This is a genomic window from Streptomyces sp. SM18 (genome assembly GCF_002910775.2).
GTDB classification, from domain to species: Bacteria; Actinomycetota; Actinomycetes; order Streptomycetales; family Streptomycetaceae; genus Streptomyces; species Streptomyces halstedii.
Map to the genome: position 1 here is coordinate 3842090 of NZ_CP029342.1, position 20192 is coordinate 3862281.

Sequence of the window (20192 nt, forward strand, 5' to 3'; positions counted from 1 at the left end):
CGGGTCGGAGATCGTCCGCCCGGCCGGGACAGCACAGAACCCGGTCCGGGCGGACCCGGACCGGGCTGATGTGTCAGCGCGAGGTCAAGCGCCGCGACGCTGTGACGACGGACCGGACTGTTCGTCCTCGTCCGCGTCGTCGTTATACAGATCCGCGTACTGTGCGTACGGGTCATCTTCCTCGTCGTCGTCCTCGAACGGCTCGGCGTTCGGTGGTTGACTAGAAGTCGATGCGCCCAGCTCATTGGCCAGACGCGACAGGTCAGTCCCGCCGGTGCTGTACTTCAGCTGGCGGGCGACCTTTGTCTGCTTGGCCTTTGCCCGGCCGCGCCCCATGGCTCGACCCCCTCGGTGACGGGGCTCGACGGCCCCAGAGTCTTGACACGCGTTCATGTTTCGGGACGGACTCTCGGCTGAGAGACCGCGCCCGTGGCTTTAACCGTACCTGCTTCGTCGGGCATACGGTACGCCGCCCGCCTCACGCGCCTGTTCACGTGACCTTCGCGGAGCCTGTCCTCGCTGGTCAACGGCGATTTTAACCTCTTCCGGACGGCCGACCCGCCGACCGGAGTGAGTCTTGTCTCCCCGCTCGGCCGCCGGCCCCGCCACCCCGCCCGAGGCGGCCCGGTGGCGGGGCCGGCGGCCTGTGCGGACCGGTTCAGCGGCCGGCGGCCTCCGCCATCCGCTGCTCGGCGATCCGGTCGGCCGCGGCGGCCGGCGGAATCCCGTCCGCCTTCGCACGTGCGAATATGGCCAGCGTGGTGTCGAAGATCTTCGAGGCCTTCGCCTTGCACCGGTCGAAGTCGAAGCCCTGGAGCTCGTCGGCGACCTGGATCACCCCGCCGGCGTTGACCACGTAGTCCGGGGCGTACAGAACCGAACGGTCGGCAAGGTCCTTCTCCACCCCCGGGTGGGCGAGCTGGTTGTTGGCGGCCCCGCAGACCACCCGCGCGGTGAGCGCGGCGACGCTGGCGTCGTCGAGCGCGCCACCGAGCGCGCACGGAGCGTAGATGTCGAGCCCCTCGGTGCGGATCAGCGCGTCGGTGTCCACGGCCACGGTGACTCCGGGGTGCAGGTCCGTGATCCGGCGTACGGACTCCTCGCGGACGTCCGTCACGATCACCTCGGCCCCGTCGCTGAGCAGGTGCTCGACCAGGTGGTGACCCACCTTGCCGACACCGGCCACGCCGACCTTGCGGCCGCGCAGCGTGGGGTCGCCCCACAGGTGCTGGGCGCTGGCGCGCATGCCCTGGAACACGCCGTACGCGGTGAGCACCGAGGAGTCGCCGGCGCCGCCGTTCTCGGGGGAGCGTCCGGTGGTCCAGCGGCACTCGCGGGCGACGACGTCCATGTCGGCGACGTAGGTCCCGACGTCGCAGGCGGTCACGTAGCGGCCGCCGAGCGAGGCCACGAACCGGCCGTAGGCCAGCAGCAGTTCCTCGGACTTGATCAGCTCGGGGTCCCCGATGATCACGGCCTTGCCACCGCCGTGGCCGAGCCCGGCCATGGCGTTCTTGTACGACATGCCGCGGGACAGGTTGAGCGCGTCCGCGACGGCCGCCTCCTCGGAGGCGTACGGGTAGAAGCGGGTGCCGCCGAGGGCGGGGCCCAGGGCGGTGGAGTGGAGGGCGATGACGGCCTTGAGGCCGGTGGCACGGTCCTGGCAGACCACGACCTGCTCGTGGCCTCCCTGATCCGAGTGGAACAGGGTGTGCAGGACGCCGTCGGTCACATCGGTCACTGTGGTGACTCCCAAGTACGAAGCGGCGGAAGGCCCTCCTGGAGGTGGGGAGGACCCCGGGCCGACCGGCGCGGCCGGCCCGACTGGGCACGAGCGTAAGTCCTCCGGACACGCGGGTCCCTGCCGGTGCCCGGGATCACCCCCTGGCGGAGTACCGGCGTGACACGATCTGCTGCATGTCGGTGGTGTCTTCGGTGCTCGTCCCCTACGCGTCCTACCTGCGGGTGTACGAGCCGCTCGTCGCCTTCCAGGAGCCCGAGCGGAGCCACTGGGCCCGCTACGCGGGGCGTCCCGGCCGGCCCACGGCTCAGGACGAACTGCGCCGGTCCCTGGCGGACTTGGTGCCCACCCCGCCGGTGGCGGTCCCGGAGCGCGAGAGCGGGGACGCCTTCGTCGCGGAGATCGACGGGGTGGTGTGCGTCTGCCCGTGGCGGACCCGGATGCGCGGATGGCTGGCGCTGGAGGAACTAGAGGGTCTGTTTCCGGCCAATGTGCTGGACGTGGTCCTGCCTCCGGTGGTGCGTGCCCAGGCCGCCGCGGACCACGAACGCTGGGCGGAGCGGAACCCGGACGCCCGTCCTTGGATCCGCACCACGGTGTGGCACGTGCCGGTCCGCTGGTTCGTGCTCTTCACGGACGAGGAGCGGGAGTACGTGGCGGCCGGTGACGGCGACGGCCGCCCGCTGCTGCGGTACCGCACGCCGATGGTGCAGGCCCGGCGCCGGCTGGCGCGGGCGCTCAGGACGCTGCGGGAGACGGTCGACGAAGGGCCGCTGACCGAGGGGCTGGTGGACGTGGGCCGCTGGCTGGAGGAGTTCCACCCGAAGGCCCTGGTCGAGCTGGACTACGGCGGCCTGGTGCACGCGCTGAGCGGCGAGCTGCTGGCCGCGGACCGCTCGGCGGCGGACGTGGCCGAGGGCATCGCGGCGCTGAGGGACGGCGACGGCGACGCGGCGGGGGTGGCGTACGGGCGCCTCGTGGAGCGCTGGAGCGCGGTGCGGGAGCGGCGGTCCGCCAACTGAGGGGCAGAGGCCGGTTTCCGTCACAAGTGGCCACAACCACCGCATAGAGCGGTGATCGGGAGGGAAGAGACAACCTGTGAGGTGTCCGGCATCGAGGACACCGTGAGCCCCCGGGAGTGCCCGGCGGACCGGTGGAGGTGGGCGGAGATGGCCTGACGGGAACTGACGGGCCGTGAACCTGTGTCCTGTGTGACGCGTGTGAACTATGTGGCGACGGGACGCCGGTGGTGGTCCGGGACCTACGTCCCGAACCGGGGCCTTTGCCTCAAGCGTGACGGATAGCACTAACGGGGCCCTTGCGCCGTTCCCTACTCCTCATGCCAAAATAGGACAAGGAGTCCGGGGAGGGCTCTCTCCGTCCATGTATGGGCGGAATGCTCTGCATTGCTCGCTATGGGGGGTCTGATGACTTCTGGCGACTCCTGTTCGCCCCTGTGACTGATCGTTACTGGGGCGTGACTGTCCGCTATGGCATGGTCCATCGGCTTCCGTCGCTGATGAACACCTGGGAGGGCAATTCCATCGGTTTGGCCGACGTGGCTGGACGGATGGTGTAGTTGTAGTGCCGAGGACAAGCCGTTCGTCCTATAACCGACTCGGCCCGCGTCCGCCATTTCGGGCAACGCGGGTCAAGGTGCAGAATTTAGAGGAAAGAACCGAGATGGTTCGGTTCTCCCGAGGAGGCCGCTCATGACCGCTCGCACCCCTGATGCCGAGCCGCTGCTGACCCCGGCTGAGGTCGCCACGATGTTCCGCGTGGACCCGAAGACGGTCACCCGTTGGGCGAAGGCTGGCAAGCTCACGTCCATCCGCACGCTCGGTGGACATCGCCGGTACCGCGAGGCAGAGGTCCGCGCACTGCTTGCGGGTATTCCGCAGCAGCGCAGCGAGGCCTGACACACCCCTGTCGCCGCACAGCCACACCGCTCCATCCAGGGCGCCGAAAGGGTCCCCCAACCCGCTGGTGCCCCACTCATAGCTCCACACGACGGACGCCTGCCCCAACAGGCGTCATACCTGTGAGACGCAGGACACGTCGTTCGATCGCGCTGGACTCCGCCGGGTCCAGCGCGATCTTTTTTGTGTCCAGGGGCCTTGTCCCCGCCCCCTGCCTCCGCGGCCCCGGTGGTCCGTCGCTTCGCGCGGTCGGGCGGTCGCGCTGCGCGGTGGCGGCGAACAGGCCGACGGGTCGGTTTCCCGGGGGGTCGTGTGCGACTCGGAGCGAGCCTGTTCGGGACTGTTCGTGTGGGTCCCGGGCAGCGTGGGCCGGCTCCGACCGAACGGTCCGGGATGTGCCTGAAAGGGGAGTGCAATTGCACATATTAAATTCGTCAGTTGTAGGAAGTGAGTAAAGTCCCTCACGTCCAAAACTGTTTGAGTGACTCGCGTCACACGTGTGTGGTCCCGCTCGCCTACGAGACTGCCACGGTCCGCGGGCGGATCGCGGCGGCCTCCGGTCATGTCGTGCCGGGACTTTCGTCACCACCCGGCCCCTCGCGGACCGTTCCGGCCGGCTCCGGCCCCCGAGGCGCCCCGGCGGGCTTCTGCGGGGCTTCGGGGCCCCGGGGGGAGCTGCCGGACTCCCGTGCGCCGTACGGCGCCTGTGGGGCCGTCAGGGGCTCCATGGCGAGGCGTAACAGGCGATGGCAGACCGGGCACCGCCCGGTGAGGTGGCGGTAGCCGGACGCGGCCGCCAGATGGGCGCGCAGCAGCGCGCGGGTCTCGTGCCGTGCCGTGGACGCAGCCATGTGCGCGACCTCCCGGTCCCACCGGCCGCCCCGCGCCGAGGGAAACAGGGGCGGCCTCCGTCCTACGGAAGTACCCGTGAAGGGCGGCGGCGTCAAGACGCGCGAAAGCCCGGATCCGAGGGATCCGGGCTTTCGTCTACTGCGGTCCTGACGGGATTTGAACCCGCGGCCTCCACCTTGACAGGGTGGCGAGCACTCCAAACTGCTCCACAGGACCAGGCTGTTCCGCTGCCTTCCTCGCGTCCGGCTGCGAAGACAGACTCTACAGGAGGTGCCGGGGCCAGGTCGAACTCACCCACGGTGGCGGCCTGGTCACGCCTGCGCGGCGGCGCGGATCACGGCGCCGCCGCGTCGATCGCCTTGACGATCCGCTTGTCCGAGACCGGCTGGGCCGTGCCCAGAGCGTGGGCGAAGTAGCTCACCCGCAGCTCCTCGATCATCCAGCGGATGTCCAAGACCTCCTGCGGCACGGGACGCCCCCGCGGCAGCTGTTCGAGCAGCCAGGCGTACTCGTCCTGCATCTCGTGGACCTTCTCCATGCGCGTGGTGTCGCGCTGGACGTTCGTCGGCATCTGCTGGAGCCGGCGGTCCTCGGCGACCAGGTAGCGCATCAGGTCGGGCAGCCTGCGCAGCCCGGTCGCGGTGACGAACCCGGGTGGTACGAGACGGGCCAGGTGCTCCCGTACGTCCGTGACGTTGTTGATCAGCACCAGGCTGCTGGTCGTCTTCAGCCGGCGCTCGCAGGCCTGCCAGGCGGCCAGGATCTGCTGCACCTGGCCGATCGTGCGCACCGTCAGGTCCACCAGGTCGGCGCGCACCTTCTCGTACAGCGCCCGGAAGGACGCCTCGTCCCAGGCCGGACCGCCGTGGGCGGCGATCAGCCGGTCCGCCGCCGCCGTCGCGCAGTCGTCGAACAGGGCCTGGACGGAGCCGTGCGGATTACGGGACAGCGCCAGCTTCTGCTGGTTGGAGAGCGTGTCCGAGGCGAACTTGGAGGGATTCACCGGGATGTTGAGCAGGATCAGCCTCCGGGTGCCCCGCCACATCGCCTGCTGCTGCTCGGCCTGCGTGTCGAAGAGCCGTACGGCCACGCTCTCGCCCTGGTCGACGAGGGCCGGGTACGCCTTGACCGGCTGGCCGGCCCTGCGGGTCTCGAAGACGCGGTCCAGGGTGCCGATCGTCCAGTCGGTCAGCCCCGACCGCTCCACGGACTCGCCGGACGGCCCGGCGGTGGCCGCCGCGGCCTTGGAGAGCGCCTGGCGGGCCTTGGGGCGCAGCGTGAGCCTCAGCGCCTCCAGGTCCTTGTCCTCGGCGACCTTGCGGCGCCGTTCGTCGACGATCCGGAAGGTGATCTTCAGGTGGTCCGGGACGCGTGACAGGTCGAAGTCGTCGGCCGTCACCGGGACGCCGACCATCCGCTGGAGTTCACGGGCGAGCGTGAGCGGCAGCGGCTCCTGGAGCGGGACCGCGCGGTCCAGGAACTTCGTCGCGTAGTTCGGGGCCGGGACGTAGTGGCGGCGGACCGGCTTGGGCAGTGAGCGGATCAGCTCGGTGACGACCTCCTCGCGCAGGCCCGGGATCTGCCAGTCGAAGCCCTCGGGGGTGACCTGGTTGAGCACCTGGAGCGGGATGTGGACGGTCACGCCGTCCGCGTCCGCGCCCGGCTCGAACTGGTAGGTCACCCGGAACTTGAGCCCGCCCTGGCGCCAGGAGTCCGGGTAGTCGTCCTTGGTGACGGCCGAGGCCTTCTCGTTGATGAGCATGGACCGCTCGAAGTCGAGCGCGTCCGGCTCCTCACGGCGCTTGTGCTTCCACCAGGAGTCGAAGTGCGCCCCGGAGACCACGTGGTCCGGGATCCGCCGGTCGTAGAAGTCGAAGAGCGTCTCGTCGTCCACGAGGATGTCGCGGCGCCGGGCGCGGTGCTCCAACTCCTCGACCTCGCCGAGCAGTTTGCGGTTGTCGTGGAAGAACTGGTGGTGGGTGCGCCAGTCGCCCTCGACCAGGGCGTTACGGATGAACAGGTCGCGGGAGGCCTCCTGGTCGATCCGGCCGAAATTGATCTTGCGCTGGGCGACGATCGGCACCCCGTAGAGCGTGACCCGCTCGTACGCCATGACCGCTGCCTGGTCCTTCTCCCAGTGCGGTTCGCTGTACGTGCGCTTCAGGAGGTGCTGGGCGAGCGGCTCGATCCACTCGGGTTCGACCTTCGCGTTGACCCGCGCCCAGAGCCGTGAGGTCTCGACCAGTTCGGCCGACATCACGAAGCGCGGCTGCTTCTTGAACAGCGCGGACCCGGGGAAGATCGCGAACTTGGCGCTGCGGGCGCCCAGGTACTCGTTCTTCTCGGTGTCCTTCAGCCCGATGTGGGACAGCAGTCCCGCCAGCAGCGAGGTGTGCACCGACTGCTCCGGCGCGTCCTCGTCGTTGAGCTCGATGCCCATCTGCCTGGCCACCGTGCGCAACTGCGCGTAGATGTCCTGCCATTCGCGGATCCGCAGGAAGTTGAGGTACTCCTGCTTGCACATTCGCCGGAAGCTGGAGGAGCCGCGCTCCTTCTGCTGCTCGCGCACGTACCGCCAGAGGTTCAGATACGCCAGGAAGTCGGACGTCTCGTCCTTGAAGCGGGCGTGGTGCTGGTCGGCCTGGGTCTGCTTCTCCGCCGGGCGCTCGCGCGGGTCCTGGATGGAGAGCGCGGCGGCGATCACCATGACCTCGCGGACACAGCCGTTGCGGTCGGCCTCCACGACCATGCGGGCCAGGCGCGGGTCCACCGGCAGCTGGGAGAGCTTGCGGCCCAGCGGGGTGAGCCGCTTCTTCGGATCCTTCTCGGCCGGGTCGAGCGCGCCGAGTTCCTGGAGCAGTTGGACGCCGTCGCGGATGTTGCGGTGGTCCGGCGGGTCGATGAAGGGGAACCTCTCGATGTCGCCGAGGCCGGCCGCGGTCATCTGGAGGATGACGGAGGCGAGGTTGGTCCGCAGGATCTCGGGGTCGGTGAACTCGGGACGGGTCACGAAGTCGTCCTCGGAGTACAGCCGGATACAGACACCGTCCGACGTACGTCCGCAGCGGCCCTTGCGCTGGTTGGCGCTGGCCTGCGAGATCCGCTCGATCGGCAACCGCTGGACCTTCGTGCGGTGGCTGTAGCGGGAGATGCGGGCAGTGCCCGGGTCGATGACGTACTTGATGCCGGGGACGGTCAGCGACGTCTCCGCGACGTTGGTCGCCAGAACGATCCTGCGGACGATGCCCTGGGGACTCCGCTGGAACACCCGGTGCTGTTCGGCGTGCGAGAGGCGGGCGTAGAGGGGGAGCACCTCCGTGTGGCGGAGGTTCCGCTTGTTCAGCGCGTCCGCCGTGTCGCGGATCTCCCGCTCGCCGGAGAGGAAGACCAGGATGTCGCCCGGCGCCTCGTGGCCCAGCTCGTCGACGGCGTCGCAGATCGCGGTGATCTGGTCGCGGTCGGAGTCCTCGCCCTCCTCCTCCAGGAGGGGGCGGTAGCGCACCTCGACGGGATAAGTACGCCCGCTGACCTCCACGATCGGCGCGTCGCCGAAGTGCTTGGCGAAGCGCTCGGGGTCGATGGTCGCCGAGGTGACGACGACCTTCAGGTCGGGGCGTTGGGGCAGCAGCCGGGCCAGGTAGCCCAGCAGGAAGTCGATGTTCAGCGACCGCTCGTGGGCCTCGTCGATGATGATCGTGTCGTAGGCGAGCAGTTCGCGGTCCGTCTGGATCTCGGCCAGCAGGATGCCGTCCGTCATCAGCTTCACGAACGTCGCGTCCTGGTTCACCTGGTCGGTGAAGCGCACCTTCCAGCCGACGGCCTCGCCGAGCGGCGTCTTCAGCTCGTCCGCGATCCGCTCGGCGACCGTGCGGGCCGCGATCCGGCGGGGCTGGGTGTGCCCGATCATCCCCCGGACCCCGCGCCCGAGCTCCATACAGATCTTGGGGATCTGCGTGGTCTTGCCGGACCCGGTCTCCCCGGCGACGATCACGACCTGGTGGTCGCGTATCGCCTCCAGGATCTCGTCCTTCTTCTGGCTGACCGGGAGCTGGTCCGGGTACGACAGAGCGGGAACCCGCGCGGCCCGTGCGGCGATCCGGGCGGCCGCCTTCCCCGCCTGGGCGGAGATCTCGTCCAGCACGGACTGGCGGGCCTCGGGCTTACGGATGCGCCGGGCACCTTCGAGACGCCGGCCGAGCCGGTGCGCGTCGCGGAGCGAGAGCTGCCCGAGCTGGGACTGGAGATCGGCAAAGGAAGTAGACATACCGATCCCAGGATCTCACCCGGGCGCGAGGAGTGGCGAACCCATTTCACGCGGACTGCGTCACTCGGCCGGATCGGGGGTGGATCGAGGGCGGATCGGAGGCGGACCGGAGGCGGACCGGGGGCGGTCGTCGGCCGGCCGGAGTGGGGTTCCGGTGCGGTCCGGGGCCGGTCGGGGCGCGGTCGGGGCGAGGTCCCGGCGTGGCCACGGACCGGGCCCGGCCCCGCCCGGTCCCGCCCGGTCCCGGCGTGGCTTCGGCCGGGTCCGGCGTGGCTTCGGCCCGGTCCCGGACCGTTCGGCCGAGAGGACGCGCGGGCCGGGCCGGCGACCGGACGGGCTCGCGGAATCACAGCACGTACCATTTCGGGCAGCTGATCACCCGTCCGTACGTCCGTATCCGTGGAAGGCGGCGCTCGTGTCCCGTACGCAGTGGTGCTGCCTGGCGGCGGTACTGGCGGTCGTACTGGGACTCTTCGCCGCGCCGGTGACGGCGGGGGCCGGACGCGCCGTCGCCCGCGCCCCCGCTCCGGCCCCGGCCGTGGCGGGCCCCGTACCGGTGGCGGGCCCCCCTTCAGGGGCGGCCGTGGACGGCCCGGCCCCGGACGTGCGACAGGCCGGCCTCGCACCGGGCCGGACGGACTCCGCCGACTCCGCTCCCCTTCCCGCCACGGCCAAGGCGCCCGTGGGAGCCGTACCCGTCCGGGCCGGGGCCGACGACGGTTCCGGGGACCCCGGCGTGCCCGGTTGCGACCGCGACCGGGGCCATCCCGGCGCCGGCCCCGTCCTGCCCGCCCGTAACCGCGTCCCGCACGACCAGGCACCCGGCTGCGCCGTGTCCGGCCCGGTCGCCGCCACCGGACGCGGCCTGCTCCCGAGCCCCGCCCTGATCGCCATACGCGCGACCCGCCCGGCCGCGCCCACGCCCGTCGAACTCTCCGTGCTGAGGGTGTAGAGGCCGGGCCCTCCGCCCTCTCCTTCCACCCTTCCGATTCCCGCACCAGCACGGAGTGCCCGCATGCCCACGTCCACCCGCACCAAGTCCCGCAAACCGCTCGTCTTCGGTACGGCCGTCGTCCTCGCCGCCGGACTGCTCGGTTTCGCCTCCTACCGGGCGACCGCCCCGGACTCGTCCGGCTCCGACTCCCCGGCGGCGGTCAGCACCGCCACCGGCCAGGATGCCGGGGCCTATCCCGAACTCGCCGGACTGGCCCGCCGCGACACCGCCGACAAGCTGGCCCTGGGCCGCGCCGACGCCCCCGTCGTGCTCATCGAGTACGCCGACTTCAAGTGCGGTTACTGCGCCAAGTTCGCCCGTGACACCGAACCCGAACTGATCAAGAAGTACGTGGACGACGGCACCCTGCGCATCGAGTGGCGCAACTTCCCGATCTTCGGCAAGGAGTCCGAGGCGGCCGCCCGCGCCTCCTGGGCGGCCGGACAGCAGGGCCGCTTCTGGCAGTTCCACCGGGCCGCGTACGCCGAGGGCGCCAAGGAGAAGGGGTTCGGCAAGGACCACCTCCAGGCCCTCGCCGAGCAGGCCGGGGTCGAGGACCTGGACCGCTTCGCCCGCGACACCGAGAGCACGGCCGCGAACGACGCGGTCGCCCGTGACCAGGAGCAGGCCTACGGGATCGGCGCCACCTCCACCCCGTCCTTCCTCATCAACGGCCGCCCCGTCGCCGGGGCCCAGCCCATGTCGGTGTTCACCGAGGCCATCGAGGCGGCGGCCGACGCCGCGCGGGTGGGAAGCGCCGGTGAGGACGCCGAAGGCACCGGGACCGCCGGAGCAGGAGCGGGAGCCGGGGCCGGGGCCGCCGGGGGAGCCGGTACCGACGAAGGAGCCGGGGAGAAGGCCAAGTGACCTCCGGAATCGGTTACTTCGCGGCCCTGCTCGGCGGGCTGCTCGCCCTGGTCAGCCCGTGCAGCGCCCTGCTGCTCCCGGCGTTCTTCGCGTACTCGGTCGACACCACGTCCCGGCTGCTGGCCCGCACCGGCATCTTCTACGCCGGTCTCGCCACCACCCTCGTCCCGCTCGGCGCCGCCGGTTCCTTCGCCGGGCGGCTCTTCTACGGGCACCGCGACGCCCTCGTCCTCGGCGCGGGCTGGCTGATCATCGGGCTCGGCGTCGCCCAGATCGTCGGCCTGGGTTTCGCCTCCCGGAGGATCGCCGAGCTGAGCGGGCGGATCCGCCCCACCACCGCGCTCTCCGTCTACGCCCTGGGCGCGGTCTACGGGCTCGCCGGATTCTGCGCGGGCCCGATCCTCGGCAGCGTCCTGACCGTCGCCGCCGTCAGCGGCAGCCCGGTCTACGGCGGGCTGCTGCTCGCCGTCTACGCCCTCGGGATGGCCGTACCGCTCTTCGTGCTCGCCCTGCTCTGGGAACGCTTCGACCTGGGGCGCCGTCGCTGGCTGCGCGGCCGGACCCTGAGCCTCGGCCGGTTCCGGCTGCACACCACCTCGCTGCTGTCCGGCCTCTTCTTCATCGCGCTGGGAACCCTCTTCCTGGTGTACGACGGCACGACCGCGCTGCCCGGACTGCTCGACGTGGACGACTCGTTCGCCGTCGAGCGGTGGGCCCAGAACCTCGGCGAACGCGTCCCCGACGCCGTGGCCCTGGGCGCTGTGGTGGCGCTGGTCCTGCTCGTCCTCGCCGTGCGGGCGTGGCGGCGGCGCGGTGCGCGGGAGGAGGAAGAGGTGGCCTGACACGGCGAAGGCCCCGTCCATCGGACGGGGCCTTCGGGGTGGTGGCTGGGGCCGGGATCGAACCGGCGACCTATCGCTTTTCAGGCGATCGCTCGTACCAACTGAGCTACCCAGCCACGCGGCGCATCAGCGCCGCAGCGGTCCTGACGGGATTTGAACCCGCGGCCTCCACCTTGACAGGGTGGCGAGCACTCCAAACTGCTCCACAGGACCAAGCTCATGTGCGAGACGAGTCTCGCACACGGTTGAACGTGCCCCCAACGGGATTCGAACCCGTGCTACCGCCTTGAAAGGGCGGCGTCCTGGGCCACTAGACGATGAGGGCTAAGGGCCCACCTGCGCACCTTCCGGCGCGTCGGGGACGTGAGAAGCATATGGGATGCGGGGAGCTATCGCCAAAACCGTTTACGGAGAGGGTGTGGTGGCGCTCGGGGAGGGCGTGGACTTCACCAGGTTCTCCTCCGGCAGATGGCGGCTGACCTCGGCCGTCGTCAGACCGAGCCCGCCCAGGGTGATCTCGTCCCAGGCCTGGAGATGCCGGGTGGAGCGGTCCATGTAGAGCACCGAGGCGCGGACCTTCTCGGGCTTCTCGTTCTGTACGGCGCGCAGCCCGCCGCCGCCCGTGGAGCCCTCGACCTTCAGCCGGGTGCCCTGCGGCAGCAGTTCGTTCACCCGGTGGTGGACGTGGCCGGCGAGCACCAGCGGTACCGCCCCGTCCGTCTCCCGGGCCGCGGTCGGGTCGTGGGTCACCGCGATGTCCACCGGGGTGCCCGCGCGTTGCTGGGCACGCAGCGCCGAGGCGAGCTCCCGGCCCGCCCGCAGCTCGGCCGCCTCGCCGCCCCGGGGGCGTACGCGGTCCGGGGTGAACTGGGGGTCGCCGGTGCCGGCCACCCGTAGCCCGGCGACGTCCACCGCGCTCCCCTCGTCGAGGACGTGCACGTTCTTGAGCTTCTTCAGATAGTCCTGGGTGGCCTGGGAGTCGTGGTTGCCCCGCACCCACACGTAGGGGGCGCCGAGGTCGCGGGCCGGGTCCAGGAAGCCGTTCTCGGCGGCCGTGCCGTGGTCCATGGTGTCCCCGGAGTCGATGATCACGTCGATCTCGTACTGCTCCACCAGCGAGTGGACGATGTGCCAGGCGGCCGGGTTGAGGTGGATGTCGGAGACGTGCAGGACCCGGATGGTCGCCGGGTCGGGCTGGTAGACGGGGAGCGTGGAGGTGGCGTCGTACAGCTTGGTCACGTTGGTGACGAGACGGGCGAGTTCCTGCTGGTAGACGTCGAAGTCGGTGACGATCGAGCGGGCGTCACCGACGACCGAGGGGGCGCTGGAGAGCAGCCCGGAGAACTTCGGCTCCAGGACGGACTTCGGGTTCCAGGTGGCGTACGCGCTGACGCCCGAGGCCGCCAGCAGTGCCAGGGCGAGGCCCCCGGCGGCCAGGGCGCGGCGCGGCCGGCGGTAGACGACGAGGCCGAGCGCGGTGGCGCCGGTGACGACCGCCACGCAGGAGCGGACCGCCAGTTCACGGGTCCCGGCGGCGACGTCGCCGGTGACCTCGTCCTGGAGTCCGGAGAGGCGTTCGGGGTGTTTCACCAGGGCCTGGGAGCGTTCCGGGTCCAACTGGTCGACGTCCACGTCGAGACGGACCGGGGCGTGGTGGGAGTCCAGGCGCAGGGCGCCGAGCGGGGACACGTTGATCTTGGTGCCGCCGCTCACCGAGGGCCGCAGGGTCATGGTCGTGTCCATGGGCCCCACCGGCGCCCGCACACTGCCGACCGCCAGCAGCCCCAGCCACGCGCCCAGCACCACGACCGCGAGCAGACCGAGTGCGCGGATCCAGGGGCGCGGAGCGGCGCCGAGCGTGGCCAGGGGTGCGCGGGGGCGGCGGCGGGGCCGCAGTCGGGCGGCTGCTGCACGGAACGGAGGGCGGGCCATTGGGCCCGTATGCCCCACCCGGCGGGCGAACATGCGGCCGGACGCGGGCGGCGTGGGCCGGGCGGGTGGCCGCCCCGGAGGAACGCCCCGGAGGAATTCCCTGGAGGAACGCCCGGGAAGAACGCTCTGGAAGAACGGGGGAGCCGGGCCCGCCCCGTCCGGGCCGGCGTACGGGACAATGGCCGGGTGCTGGAGATGACGCGCGAGGAGTTCGAAGAGCTGGTGAGCCTGGCTCTTGACCGGGTCCCGCCGGAGCTGATGCGGCTGATGGACAACGTCGCGGTGTTCGTGGAGGACGAGCCGGAGGACCCGGAGGACCGGGAACTGCTCGGACTGTACGAGGGAACGCCGCTCACCGACCGGGGTGAGTGGTACGCGGGGGTGCTGCCGGACCGGATCACCATCTACCGCGGGCCGACGCTGCGCATGTGCGAGACGCGGGAGGACGTCGTCGCCGAGACGGAGATCACCGTGGTCCACGAGATCGCGCACCACTTCGGCATCGACGACGAGCGGCTGCACGAGCTCGGATATGGGTGAGCGGGTGGGTGCGGCGGCCGCGTACGTGAGCGGCTGAACGCCTCGGCGGCTGGAACTGGTGGCCCGGTGGCCCGTTACGGGTCGGGGCCGCGCCGGACCGGCCCCCGGGAGGACCGGCGGGGCGCCGGCGTCCGAGGGCGGCCCGCCGTGCGGCGGTGGCGCGCGGTGACGTGTGGGGGAGTTGTGTCCGGGCGTGTCCCCGGCGGGTGCGGGGGAGTTGGACAGGTCGCTCATCCGGCTCGGCGTGGCTCCTTCCCGCCGGCGCCCCGCCGTCCCCTGTTCCGGAGGTGCCTCGTGCGCCAGTTGTCCGCCCGCGTCCGCCGGGTAGCCGTCACCGCGCTGACGATCGCCGCGTCCACCGCCTGCATGAGCGTCGGTGAGGACTCCGCGGAACCGGCACCGGCGCAGCCGTCCGGCCGGAAGGAGCAGTCGGCCCACCAGCCGGACGGTGAGACGGTGAGTGGCACCGGACAGTCCGGCCACGCCGGCGGCCGCGCCCACGCGCAGAACGAGCCGGCCGGATCCTCGCGGGCACCGGAACCGGGTGCCTCCGTCGCCACCCCGTCGCCCACCCCGGACAGGGCCGCCCGTCCCGCACCGCGTCCCGGCACGCCGGAGCCGGGCCCCGGCGGTGCTCTGCCCACGCCCGAGCCCAGCACTCCGGCCCCCGAGGAGCCGTCGCCCCCGGAGGCCACTCCGGAACCCACCCCGCCCGCCCCGGAACCGGAGCCCTCGCAGCCGCCGGACGAGCCCTCCGCGTCTCCGGCCGCGCAATTCCGCAGCCGCGCAGCGCAGGCTCCCGGCTGGGCGGAGGCGATGGGGACGCCGATGGCATCACCGCAGGTCGCGCCGGTGTGAGCCGGGTCGCGAGGACGGCGGTTTGCATGAACCGGGGGAGAGTGCGTATGGTAGTAGATCGTTTGATCCATTGCCCGGCGCCGACACAGAAGAGCGCCGTGTGGCGCGTACTCTCCCTTGCCGTGGCTGGACCGCATTGAGGCGGTCGAAATTGCGAATCACGGAGTTACGGGCGCGTGCCGAGACTCCGGAAGGTTTCGCATTTCGCATGTCAATTTCCAGTTCTGACCGTACCGCCATGCCCGAGAACGACGCGATCGTCGACGGCGCCCACGAGGTCGTCGAGATCGCCGAGGCCGTAGTGGCCGCCGAGACCCCCCTTGACACCGCCTCCACCACGACGGCCGACGCCGCCGGTGAAGCCGCCGCCGAGGACGTCTCCGCCGAGGACCTCACCGACGAGGCCGCCTCCGCCGAGGACGCCGAGCCCACCGTCACGTTCGCCTCGCTCGGACTGCCCGAGGGCATCGTCCGCAAGCTCGCGCAGAACGGCGTGACCGCCCCCTTCCCGATCCAGGCCGCGACCATCCCGGACGCCCTGGCCGGCAAGGACATCCTGGGCCGCGGCCGTACCGGCTCCGGCAAGACGCTCTCCTTCGGCCTGCCGACCCTGTCCGCGCTGGCCGGCGGCCGCACCGAGAAGAAGAAGCCCCGCGCGATCATCCTCACGCCGACCCGTGAGCTCGCGATGCAGGTCGCGGACGCGCTCCAGCCCTACGGCGACGTGCTCGGCCTGAAGATGAAGGTCGTCTGCGGCGGTACGTCGATGGGCAACCAGATCTACGCCCTGGAGCGCGGTGTCGACATCCTCGTCGCCACGCCGGGCCGTCTGCGCGACATCATCAACCGCGGCGCCTGCTCCCTGGAGGACGTCCAGGTCGCGGTCCTCGACGAGGCCGACCAGATGTCCGACCTGGGCTTCCTGCCCGAGGTCACCGAACTGCTCGACCAGATCCCCGGCGGCGGCCAGCGCATGCTCTTCTCCGCCACCATGGAGAACGAGATCGGCACGCTGGTCAAGCGCTACCTGAGCAACCCGGTCACCCACGAGGTCGACAGCGCCCAGGGCAACGTCTCGACCATGTCGCACCACGTCCTCGTCGTGAAGCCGAAGGACAAGGCGCCCGTCACGGCCGCGATCGCCGCCCGCAAGGGCCGCACGATCATCTTCGTCCGCACCCAGCTGGGCGCCGACCGCATCGCCGAGCAGCTCATCGAGTCCGGCGTGAAGGCCGACGCGCTGCACGGCGGCATGACCCAGGGCGCCCGTACGCGGGTCCTGGAGGACTTCAAGAAGGGTTACGTCAACGCGCTCGTCGCGACCGACGTCGCCGCCCGCGGTATCCACGTGGACGGCATCGACCTGGTCCTGAACGTGGACCCGGCCGGCGACCACAAGGACTACCTGCACCGTTCGGGCCGTACCGCCCGAGCCGGCAAGTCCGGTGTCGTCGTCTCGCTGGCGCTGCCGCACCAGCGCCGCCAGATCTTCCGCCTCATGGAGGACGCGGGCGTCGACGCCTCGCGCCACATCGTGCAGGGCGCGGGCGTCTTCGAGCCGGAGGTCGCCGAGATCACCGGTGCCCGCTCGCTCACCGAGGTCCAGGCCGACTCCGCGAACAACGCGGCCAAGCAGGCCGAGCGCGAGGCCGCCGACCTCACCAAGCAGCTGGAGCGCGTCCAGCGCCGTGCCGTCGAGCTGCGCGAGGAGGCCGACCGCCTGGTCGCCCGCGCCGCCCGCGAGCGGGGCGAGGACCCGGAGGCGGCGGTGGCCGAGGTGGCCGCCGAGGCCGAGGCCGCGCTCGTGGCCGCCGTGTCCGTCCCGGAGCAGCCGGCCGCGCGCGACGACCGCCGCGACGACCGGGGCAACTTCAACCGCCGTGACGACCGCGGTGGTTACCGTGGCGGCAACGACCGCGGTGGCCGCTCCTCCGAGCGCCGTGACGACCGTGGTGGCCGTTCCTTCGAGCGTCGTGACAACGACCGCCCGGCGTTCCGCGAGCGCCGTGACGACCGTCCCTCGGGTGGCTTCCGCTCCGGCGGTGGTGACCGTCGTGACGACCGTGGTGGGCGTTCCTTCGAGCGTCGTGACAACGACCGTCCGTCGTTCAACCGCGACCGCCGCGACGACCGCCCCTCGGGCGGGTTCCGCTCCGGTGGCGGTGACCGTCGTGACGACCGTGGTGGCCGTTCCTTCGAGCGTCGTGACAACGACCGTCCGTCGTTCAACCGCGACCGCCGCGACGACCGCCCCTCCGGTGGCTTCCGCTCCGGTGGCAGCGACCGCCCCTTCAACCGCGACCGTCGTGACGACCGCCCCTCGGGCGGCTTCCGCTCCGGCGGCAACGACCGCCCGACCGGCCGCCGTGACGACCACCGCGGGGGCACCGGCACCGGCACGAGCACCGGCTCCTTCGGCCGCCGCGACGACAAGCCCCGCTGGAAGCGCAACGGCTGACCGTCGCCACCGCTGAACTGATCGACGCGCAGGGCCCGTACAGCACTCCGGTGCCGTACGGGCCCTGTGTCGTGAACGGGTTCGTGAACGGGGCGGCCCCCGGAGGCCCGGACGTCCCGGACCCGGCAGACGGGCCTCCGGGGGCCGTGCGGGGCGCCACGGGGCTGCGGGAGGCCCCCTGACGGGAGCCACGACGCGGGCGGTGGCTCCTGGAACCGTCCGGGCCCATGCCCGCCTCCACGCCCTGGCACCGGATACCCGATCGGCTGCCGAGCCGCGTGCCGCTATGCTTCGGGGGGTGATCCATCAGGGGCCGTTAGCTCAATTGGTCAGAGCAGCGGACTTTTAATCCGTTGGTTGTGGGTTCGAGTCCCACACGGCCTACCGCTGGACCCCAGCTCAGAGCATGTGCGAGCTGGGGTCCTCGCTCTTTCGGGCAGCATGCGTGAGCGCTGCTGGCCCGCTGCTGGCCCGAAAGGTCAGCGAGAACGCACAACGGCGCCCTGACCGCAGACCGCGGTCAGGGCGCCGTTGGTACGCCTACGGGTAGATGAACCCGGCCACTCCGGGCGGCGGATTCACCGCCTCCCACGCCGCCACAAGGCTCTCGTACCGAGCGTCTACCCACTCCCGCGTCGCGGGTGAAGGCGGGGCGCTCTGAGGTGCTGTGGGCGCCGGGGCCTGGGGAAGGAACAGCAGGGTTGGCATGTCGGCTCCGTTCGTGCAGTGGCCCCCAGCATTCATGATCGAAGAAAGCCGGGTCTACCCTGCATGCAAAAAGATCATGACCGGTCAGCGTGGAACCCGTGCCGCGCGTCATCCCGCCAGACCCTCGCCTCCTGGAGAGACGACGGCGGATCGCTGCCCAGATCCGGGCCGCCCGCCTGCACGCGAACCTGAGCCAGCAGGACGTCATCACCCGCACCGGTATGGACCGGTCCGCCTACCAGGACATCGAGCGCGGGCGGGCCAGCCCCCTTCTCGACAACCTGCTGCGCATCGCCGACGCGATTGGGGTCCCGCTCGCCGACCTCGTCCGGGAGTAGGGCCTGCCCGCACCCCAGGTGCGGGCAGGGTCAGCGGGCCTGCTGCGTTCGTGCCGCGGCCAGTCGTGCCTCGCGGGTCTGCTGAAGCCAGATCAGGTCCTCCATCACCGGGTCCCGCTCGGCCGGCTTCGGCGCGGGCGGCTTCGGCTTCGTGGTGCGGCTCATCGGCGGGCCTTTCGCCAGGCGCGGCCGAGCCGTATGGCGGTCACGCAGGGAGTGGTGCGGCAGGCGGTGCACTGGTAGGTGTGGCCGAGCCAGGTCTTGTACGCGGCTTCGGCGGCCGCCGTCTTCGTCGTCATGACCGTGCCTTCCAGCAGGTGCGGCAGCAGCGGGGGAACCAGAGGACCGAGACCCCGTGCGCGTCGAGCGGGCGGGCGCCCAGGTCGTGCGCCGCGGCGTTGGCCAGCGGGGCCGCGCACCAGACACAGTTCGCGCCGCGCTGCTGCTCGTCGGACAGCGTCACGGGATCGGGCAGAGGTAACGAACGCGCAGGAGGCGCAGGCACAGTCATGGTCGGCTCCAGGTCAAAGGCTGGTGTCTCGACCGTAGGAGCGCAGACAGCGAACGGGGGGCAGGATTCCTGCCCCCCGTTCATCCGTTCGACATCAGGCAGCGAGTAGCCCCAGCCGCTCCGCCAGGTCCGCCGCCCGCTGACGACGCTCCGGCACCTTCGACTCCGTCTCTTCGAGCACGATCCGCCTCGCGTAGCCGTTGTACCGGATCGTCTCCGGCGCGGCCTCGTGTGCCCGCTCCAGCGTCGCGAGCGCCGTCTCCTGCTGGCCGTTCAGCTGGTACGCCCGAGCCTCCTCGATCCGGTGACGGGCCAGCCGCGGGCGGGACGGAATCGCCTGGGCGTCTGCCGTGTTGACCTGGCGCACGGACTCGCCGCCGGCCCGAAGCTCCACCGCTACCGTGACCGCGTGCGCGCCCATGATGGCCTGCGAGAAGCTCGTCACCGGGTGGTAGTAGGCCGCGGGCAGGCGTCTCGCCGTGGTCTGCGCCTTGTCCCACCACCCCCACGCCGCCCCCTTCAGTCCCCGCCGGGCGGCGGTGTACCCGGCCTCGAACTGGAGCGCCCCGGCGATCGCACGCACCCGGTCATCAGCGTCCGGAAGGAACCGCTCAAGGTAGGCCAGCGCCTCCATGGTCATGCTGTCCGCCGCGTCGAAGTGCGTGGGGCCGGAGTCGCGGTGCGCCTGCGCGGCCAGCCACGCGGCAACCCCGATGGCGTGCGGGTCCTCGGACTCCTGTGCGGCGACCATGCCGCGCTCGGCAACTCGCCACAACAGGGCGCTCTCCGGCTGATAGGCGAGGAAGAACTGCGCGAGGCTGTACGTCTCGGAGAGGACCGCCTGCGCCGCGCGCCGGTCGGCTGCCGAGTCAGCCTGCCGCACAGCGAGCTGGGCGTCCCTGATCAGACCAGGCAGAAGCTCACCGAGGACCTCTCTGTGGTTCGCCGCCTGGTGCCGCGCGGCCCACGCCTTCGCCAGCCGGGCCGAGAGATGCGCAGCCGGTGGGGCTTTCCTGTCGCTGCTGAGCGACAGGGTGTTGACCGCGTCCCGCACCGCCTGGAGGCGGGGGTGGCCCGGCCCGATGAAGAGGTCAACCGGGGCCGACTGGTCCCCCGTCAGGTCGGCCAGGTCGCGCACGCGCAGCAGCTCGGCGATCCGCAGCACCACGGGCAGCTTCGGCATGCCGATCTCTCCTCGCTCCACCTGCTTCACCCAGGAGGGGGACCTGCCGAGCAGGCCGGCGGTGACCGGACGACTGAGCCCGCGTCGAGTCCGGAGGATCTGCATGCGTTGACCGAATGCCATCGGGTCGGCATACGGGTCCGGGGTAGCATCAACTGGCATGGCCTTGCCCCTCTCTGTCCAGC

The 20192-nt window shown here is 71.4% G+C and carries 18 protein-coding genes and 5 tRNA genes; 10 read left to right on the top strand and 13 right to left on the bottom strand.

Features of this window, described 5'->3' with window-relative positions:
• Positions 1–84: 84 nt before the first annotated feature.
• A complete protein-coding gene (locus tag B9S64_RS17210) occupies positions 85–336 on the bottom strand; it encodes a DUF3073 domain-containing protein (RefSeq protein WP_028443348.1) in 252 nt (83 codons plus the stop codon).
• 322 nt (positions 337–658) lie between these two features.
• On the bottom strand, positions 659–1741 hold the full coding sequence (locus B9S64_RS17215) for a Glu/Leu/Phe/Val dehydrogenase dimerization domain-containing protein (protein WP_103490989.1): 1083 nt from the start codon (positions 1739–1741) through the stop codon (positions 659–661).
• A 176-nt stretch (positions 1742–1917) separates the two neighbouring features.
• Here B9S64_RS17215 and B9S64_RS17220 point away from each other — a divergent pair, with 176 nt between their 5' ends.
• Both B9S64_RS17220 and bldC read left to right on the top strand, forming a co-directional pair.
• Positions 1918–2763, top strand: a complete 846-nt coding sequence (locus B9S64_RS17220) for a hypothetical protein (protein ID WP_093530834.1) — start codon at positions 1918–1920, stop codon at positions 2761–2763.
• 690 nt (positions 2764–3453) lie between these two features.
• On the top strand, positions 3454–3660 hold the full coding sequence (gene bldC / locus B9S64_RS17230) for a developmental transcriptional regulator BldC (RefSeq protein ID WP_003949541.1): 207 nt from the start codon (positions 3454–3456) through the stop codon (positions 3658–3660).
• A 560-nt stretch (positions 3661–4220) separates the two neighbouring features.
• On the opposite strand, the gene B9S64_RS17235 is transcribed toward bldC, so the two are convergent.
• The 3 genes from B9S64_RS17235 to hrpA form a co-directional block, all read right to left on the bottom strand.
• Positions 4221–4511, bottom strand: coding sequence for a DUF6274 family protein (locus B9S64_RS17235; RefSeq protein ID WP_181012265.1), 291 nt, complete (start codon positions 4509–4511; stop codon positions 4221–4223).
• 142 nt (positions 4512–4653) lie between these two features.
• Positions 4654–4728: transfer RNA gene (locus tag B9S64_RS17240), tRNA-Asp, on the bottom strand.
• 118 nt (positions 4729–4846) lie between these two features.
• Entirely contained in the window at positions 4847–8776 is a 3930-nt protein-coding gene (gene hrpA, locus B9S64_RS17245) for an ATP-dependent RNA helicase HrpA (RefSeq protein ID WP_103490990.1), read from the bottom strand.
• Positions 8777–9191: 415 nt separating this feature from the next.
• On the opposite strand from hrpA, the gene B9S64_RS17250 reads away from it, so the two are divergent.
• From B9S64_RS17250 to B9S64_RS17260, 3 genes are all read left to right on the top strand, one after another.
• Entirely contained in the window at positions 9192–9728 is a 537-nt protein-coding gene (locus B9S64_RS17250) for a hypothetical protein (RefSeq protein WP_103505067.1), read from the top strand.
• A gap of 63 nt (positions 9729–9791) precedes the next feature.
• Positions 9792–10637, top strand: coding sequence for a DsbA family protein (locus tag B9S64_RS17255; protein WP_103491625.1), 846 nt, complete (start codon positions 9792–9794; stop codon positions 10635–10637).
• Positions 10634–11479, top strand: a complete 846-nt coding sequence (locus B9S64_RS17260; RefSeq protein ID WP_103491626.1) for a cytochrome c biogenesis CcdA family protein — start codon at positions 10634–10636, stop codon at positions 11477–11479. The genes B9S64_RS17255 and B9S64_RS17260 overlap by 4 nt, the downstream gene beginning before the upstream one ends.
• 39 nt (positions 11480–11518) lie before the next feature.
• Here B9S64_RS17260 and B9S64_RS17265 read toward each other — a convergent pair.
• The 4 genes from B9S64_RS17265 to B9S64_RS17280 all read right to left on the bottom strand — a co-directional run bounded on the left by B9S64_RS17265 (position 11519) and on the right by B9S64_RS17280 (position 13411).
• Positions 11519–11595 (bottom strand) — tRNA-Phe (locus B9S64_RS17265).
• A gap of 22 nt (positions 11596–11617) precedes the next feature.
• Positions 11618–11692, bottom strand: a tRNA-Asp gene (locus tag B9S64_RS17270).
• A gap of 39 nt (positions 11693–11731) precedes the next feature.
• Positions 11732–11804 (bottom strand) — tRNA-Glu (locus tag B9S64_RS17275).
• Positions 11805–11884: 80 nt separating this feature from the next.
• A complete protein-coding gene (locus B9S64_RS17280) occupies positions 11885–13411 on the bottom strand; it encodes a metallophosphoesterase (RefSeq protein WP_103491627.1) in 1527 nt (508 codons plus the stop codon).
• A 186-nt stretch (positions 13412–13597) separates the two neighbouring features.
• On the opposite strand from B9S64_RS17280, the gene B9S64_RS17285 reads away from it, so the two are divergent.
• The 5 genes from B9S64_RS17285 (at position 13598) to B9S64_RS17305 (ending at position 18313) form a co-directional block, all read left to right on the top strand.
• Complete coding sequence (locus B9S64_RS17285) at positions 13598–13951, top strand: metallopeptidase family protein (RefSeq protein ID WP_028443355.1); 354 nt, start codon at positions 13598–13600, stop codon at positions 13949–13951.
• Between the two features lie 294 nt (positions 13952–14245).
• Positions 14246–14809 (top strand): hypothetical protein, encoded by a 564-nt coding sequence (locus B9S64_RS17290; RefSeq protein WP_103491628.1) that lies wholly within the window; start codon positions 14246–14248, stop codon positions 14807–14809.
• Between the two features lie 238 nt (positions 14810–15047).
• Positions 15048–17267 (top strand): DEAD/DEAH box helicase, encoded by a 2220-nt coding sequence (locus B9S64_RS17295; RefSeq protein WP_258317571.1) that lies wholly within the window; start codon positions 15048–15050, stop codon positions 17265–17267.
• Positions 17268–17577: 310 nt separating this feature from the next.
• Positions 17578–17651 (top strand) — tRNA-Lys (locus B9S64_RS17300).
• Positions 17652–18073: 422 nt separating this feature from the next.
• On the top strand, positions 18074–18313 hold the full coding sequence (locus B9S64_RS17305) for a helix-turn-helix domain-containing protein (RefSeq protein WP_258037866.1): 240 nt from the start codon (positions 18074–18076) through the stop codon (positions 18311–18313).
• A 30-nt stretch (positions 18314–18343) separates the two neighbouring features.
• Here B9S64_RS17305 and B9S64_RS35075 read toward each other — a convergent pair whose 3' ends face one another.
• The 4 genes from B9S64_RS35075 to B9S64_RS17315 all read right to left on the bottom strand — a co-directional run bounded on the left by B9S64_RS35075 (position 18344) and on the right by B9S64_RS17315 (position 20169).
• On the bottom strand, positions 18344–18478 hold the full coding sequence (locus B9S64_RS35075) for a hypothetical protein (RefSeq protein WP_258038027.1): 135 nt from the start codon (positions 18476–18478) through the stop codon (positions 18344–18346).
• Positions 18475–18612 (bottom strand): hypothetical protein, encoded by a 138-nt coding sequence (locus tag B9S64_RS34495; protein WP_181012427.1) that lies wholly within the window; start codon positions 18610–18612, stop codon positions 18475–18477. The genes B9S64_RS35075 and B9S64_RS34495 overlap by 4 nt, the downstream gene beginning before the upstream one ends.
• Positions 18609–18776 (bottom strand): hypothetical protein, encoded by a 168-nt coding sequence (locus B9S64_RS17310; protein ID WP_308460775.1) that lies wholly within the window; start codon positions 18774–18776, stop codon positions 18609–18611. The genes B9S64_RS34495 and B9S64_RS17310 overlap by 4 nt, the downstream gene beginning before the upstream one ends.
• Before the next feature lie 142 nt (positions 18777–18918).
• Positions 18919–20169 carry a helix-turn-helix domain-containing protein gene (locus tag B9S64_RS17315; protein WP_103493397.1) on the bottom strand — a complete coding sequence of 417 codons (1251 nt, stop codon included), beginning with the start codon at positions 20167–20169 and terminating at the stop codon, positions 18919–18921.
• Positions 20170–20192 lie beyond the last annotated feature (23 nt).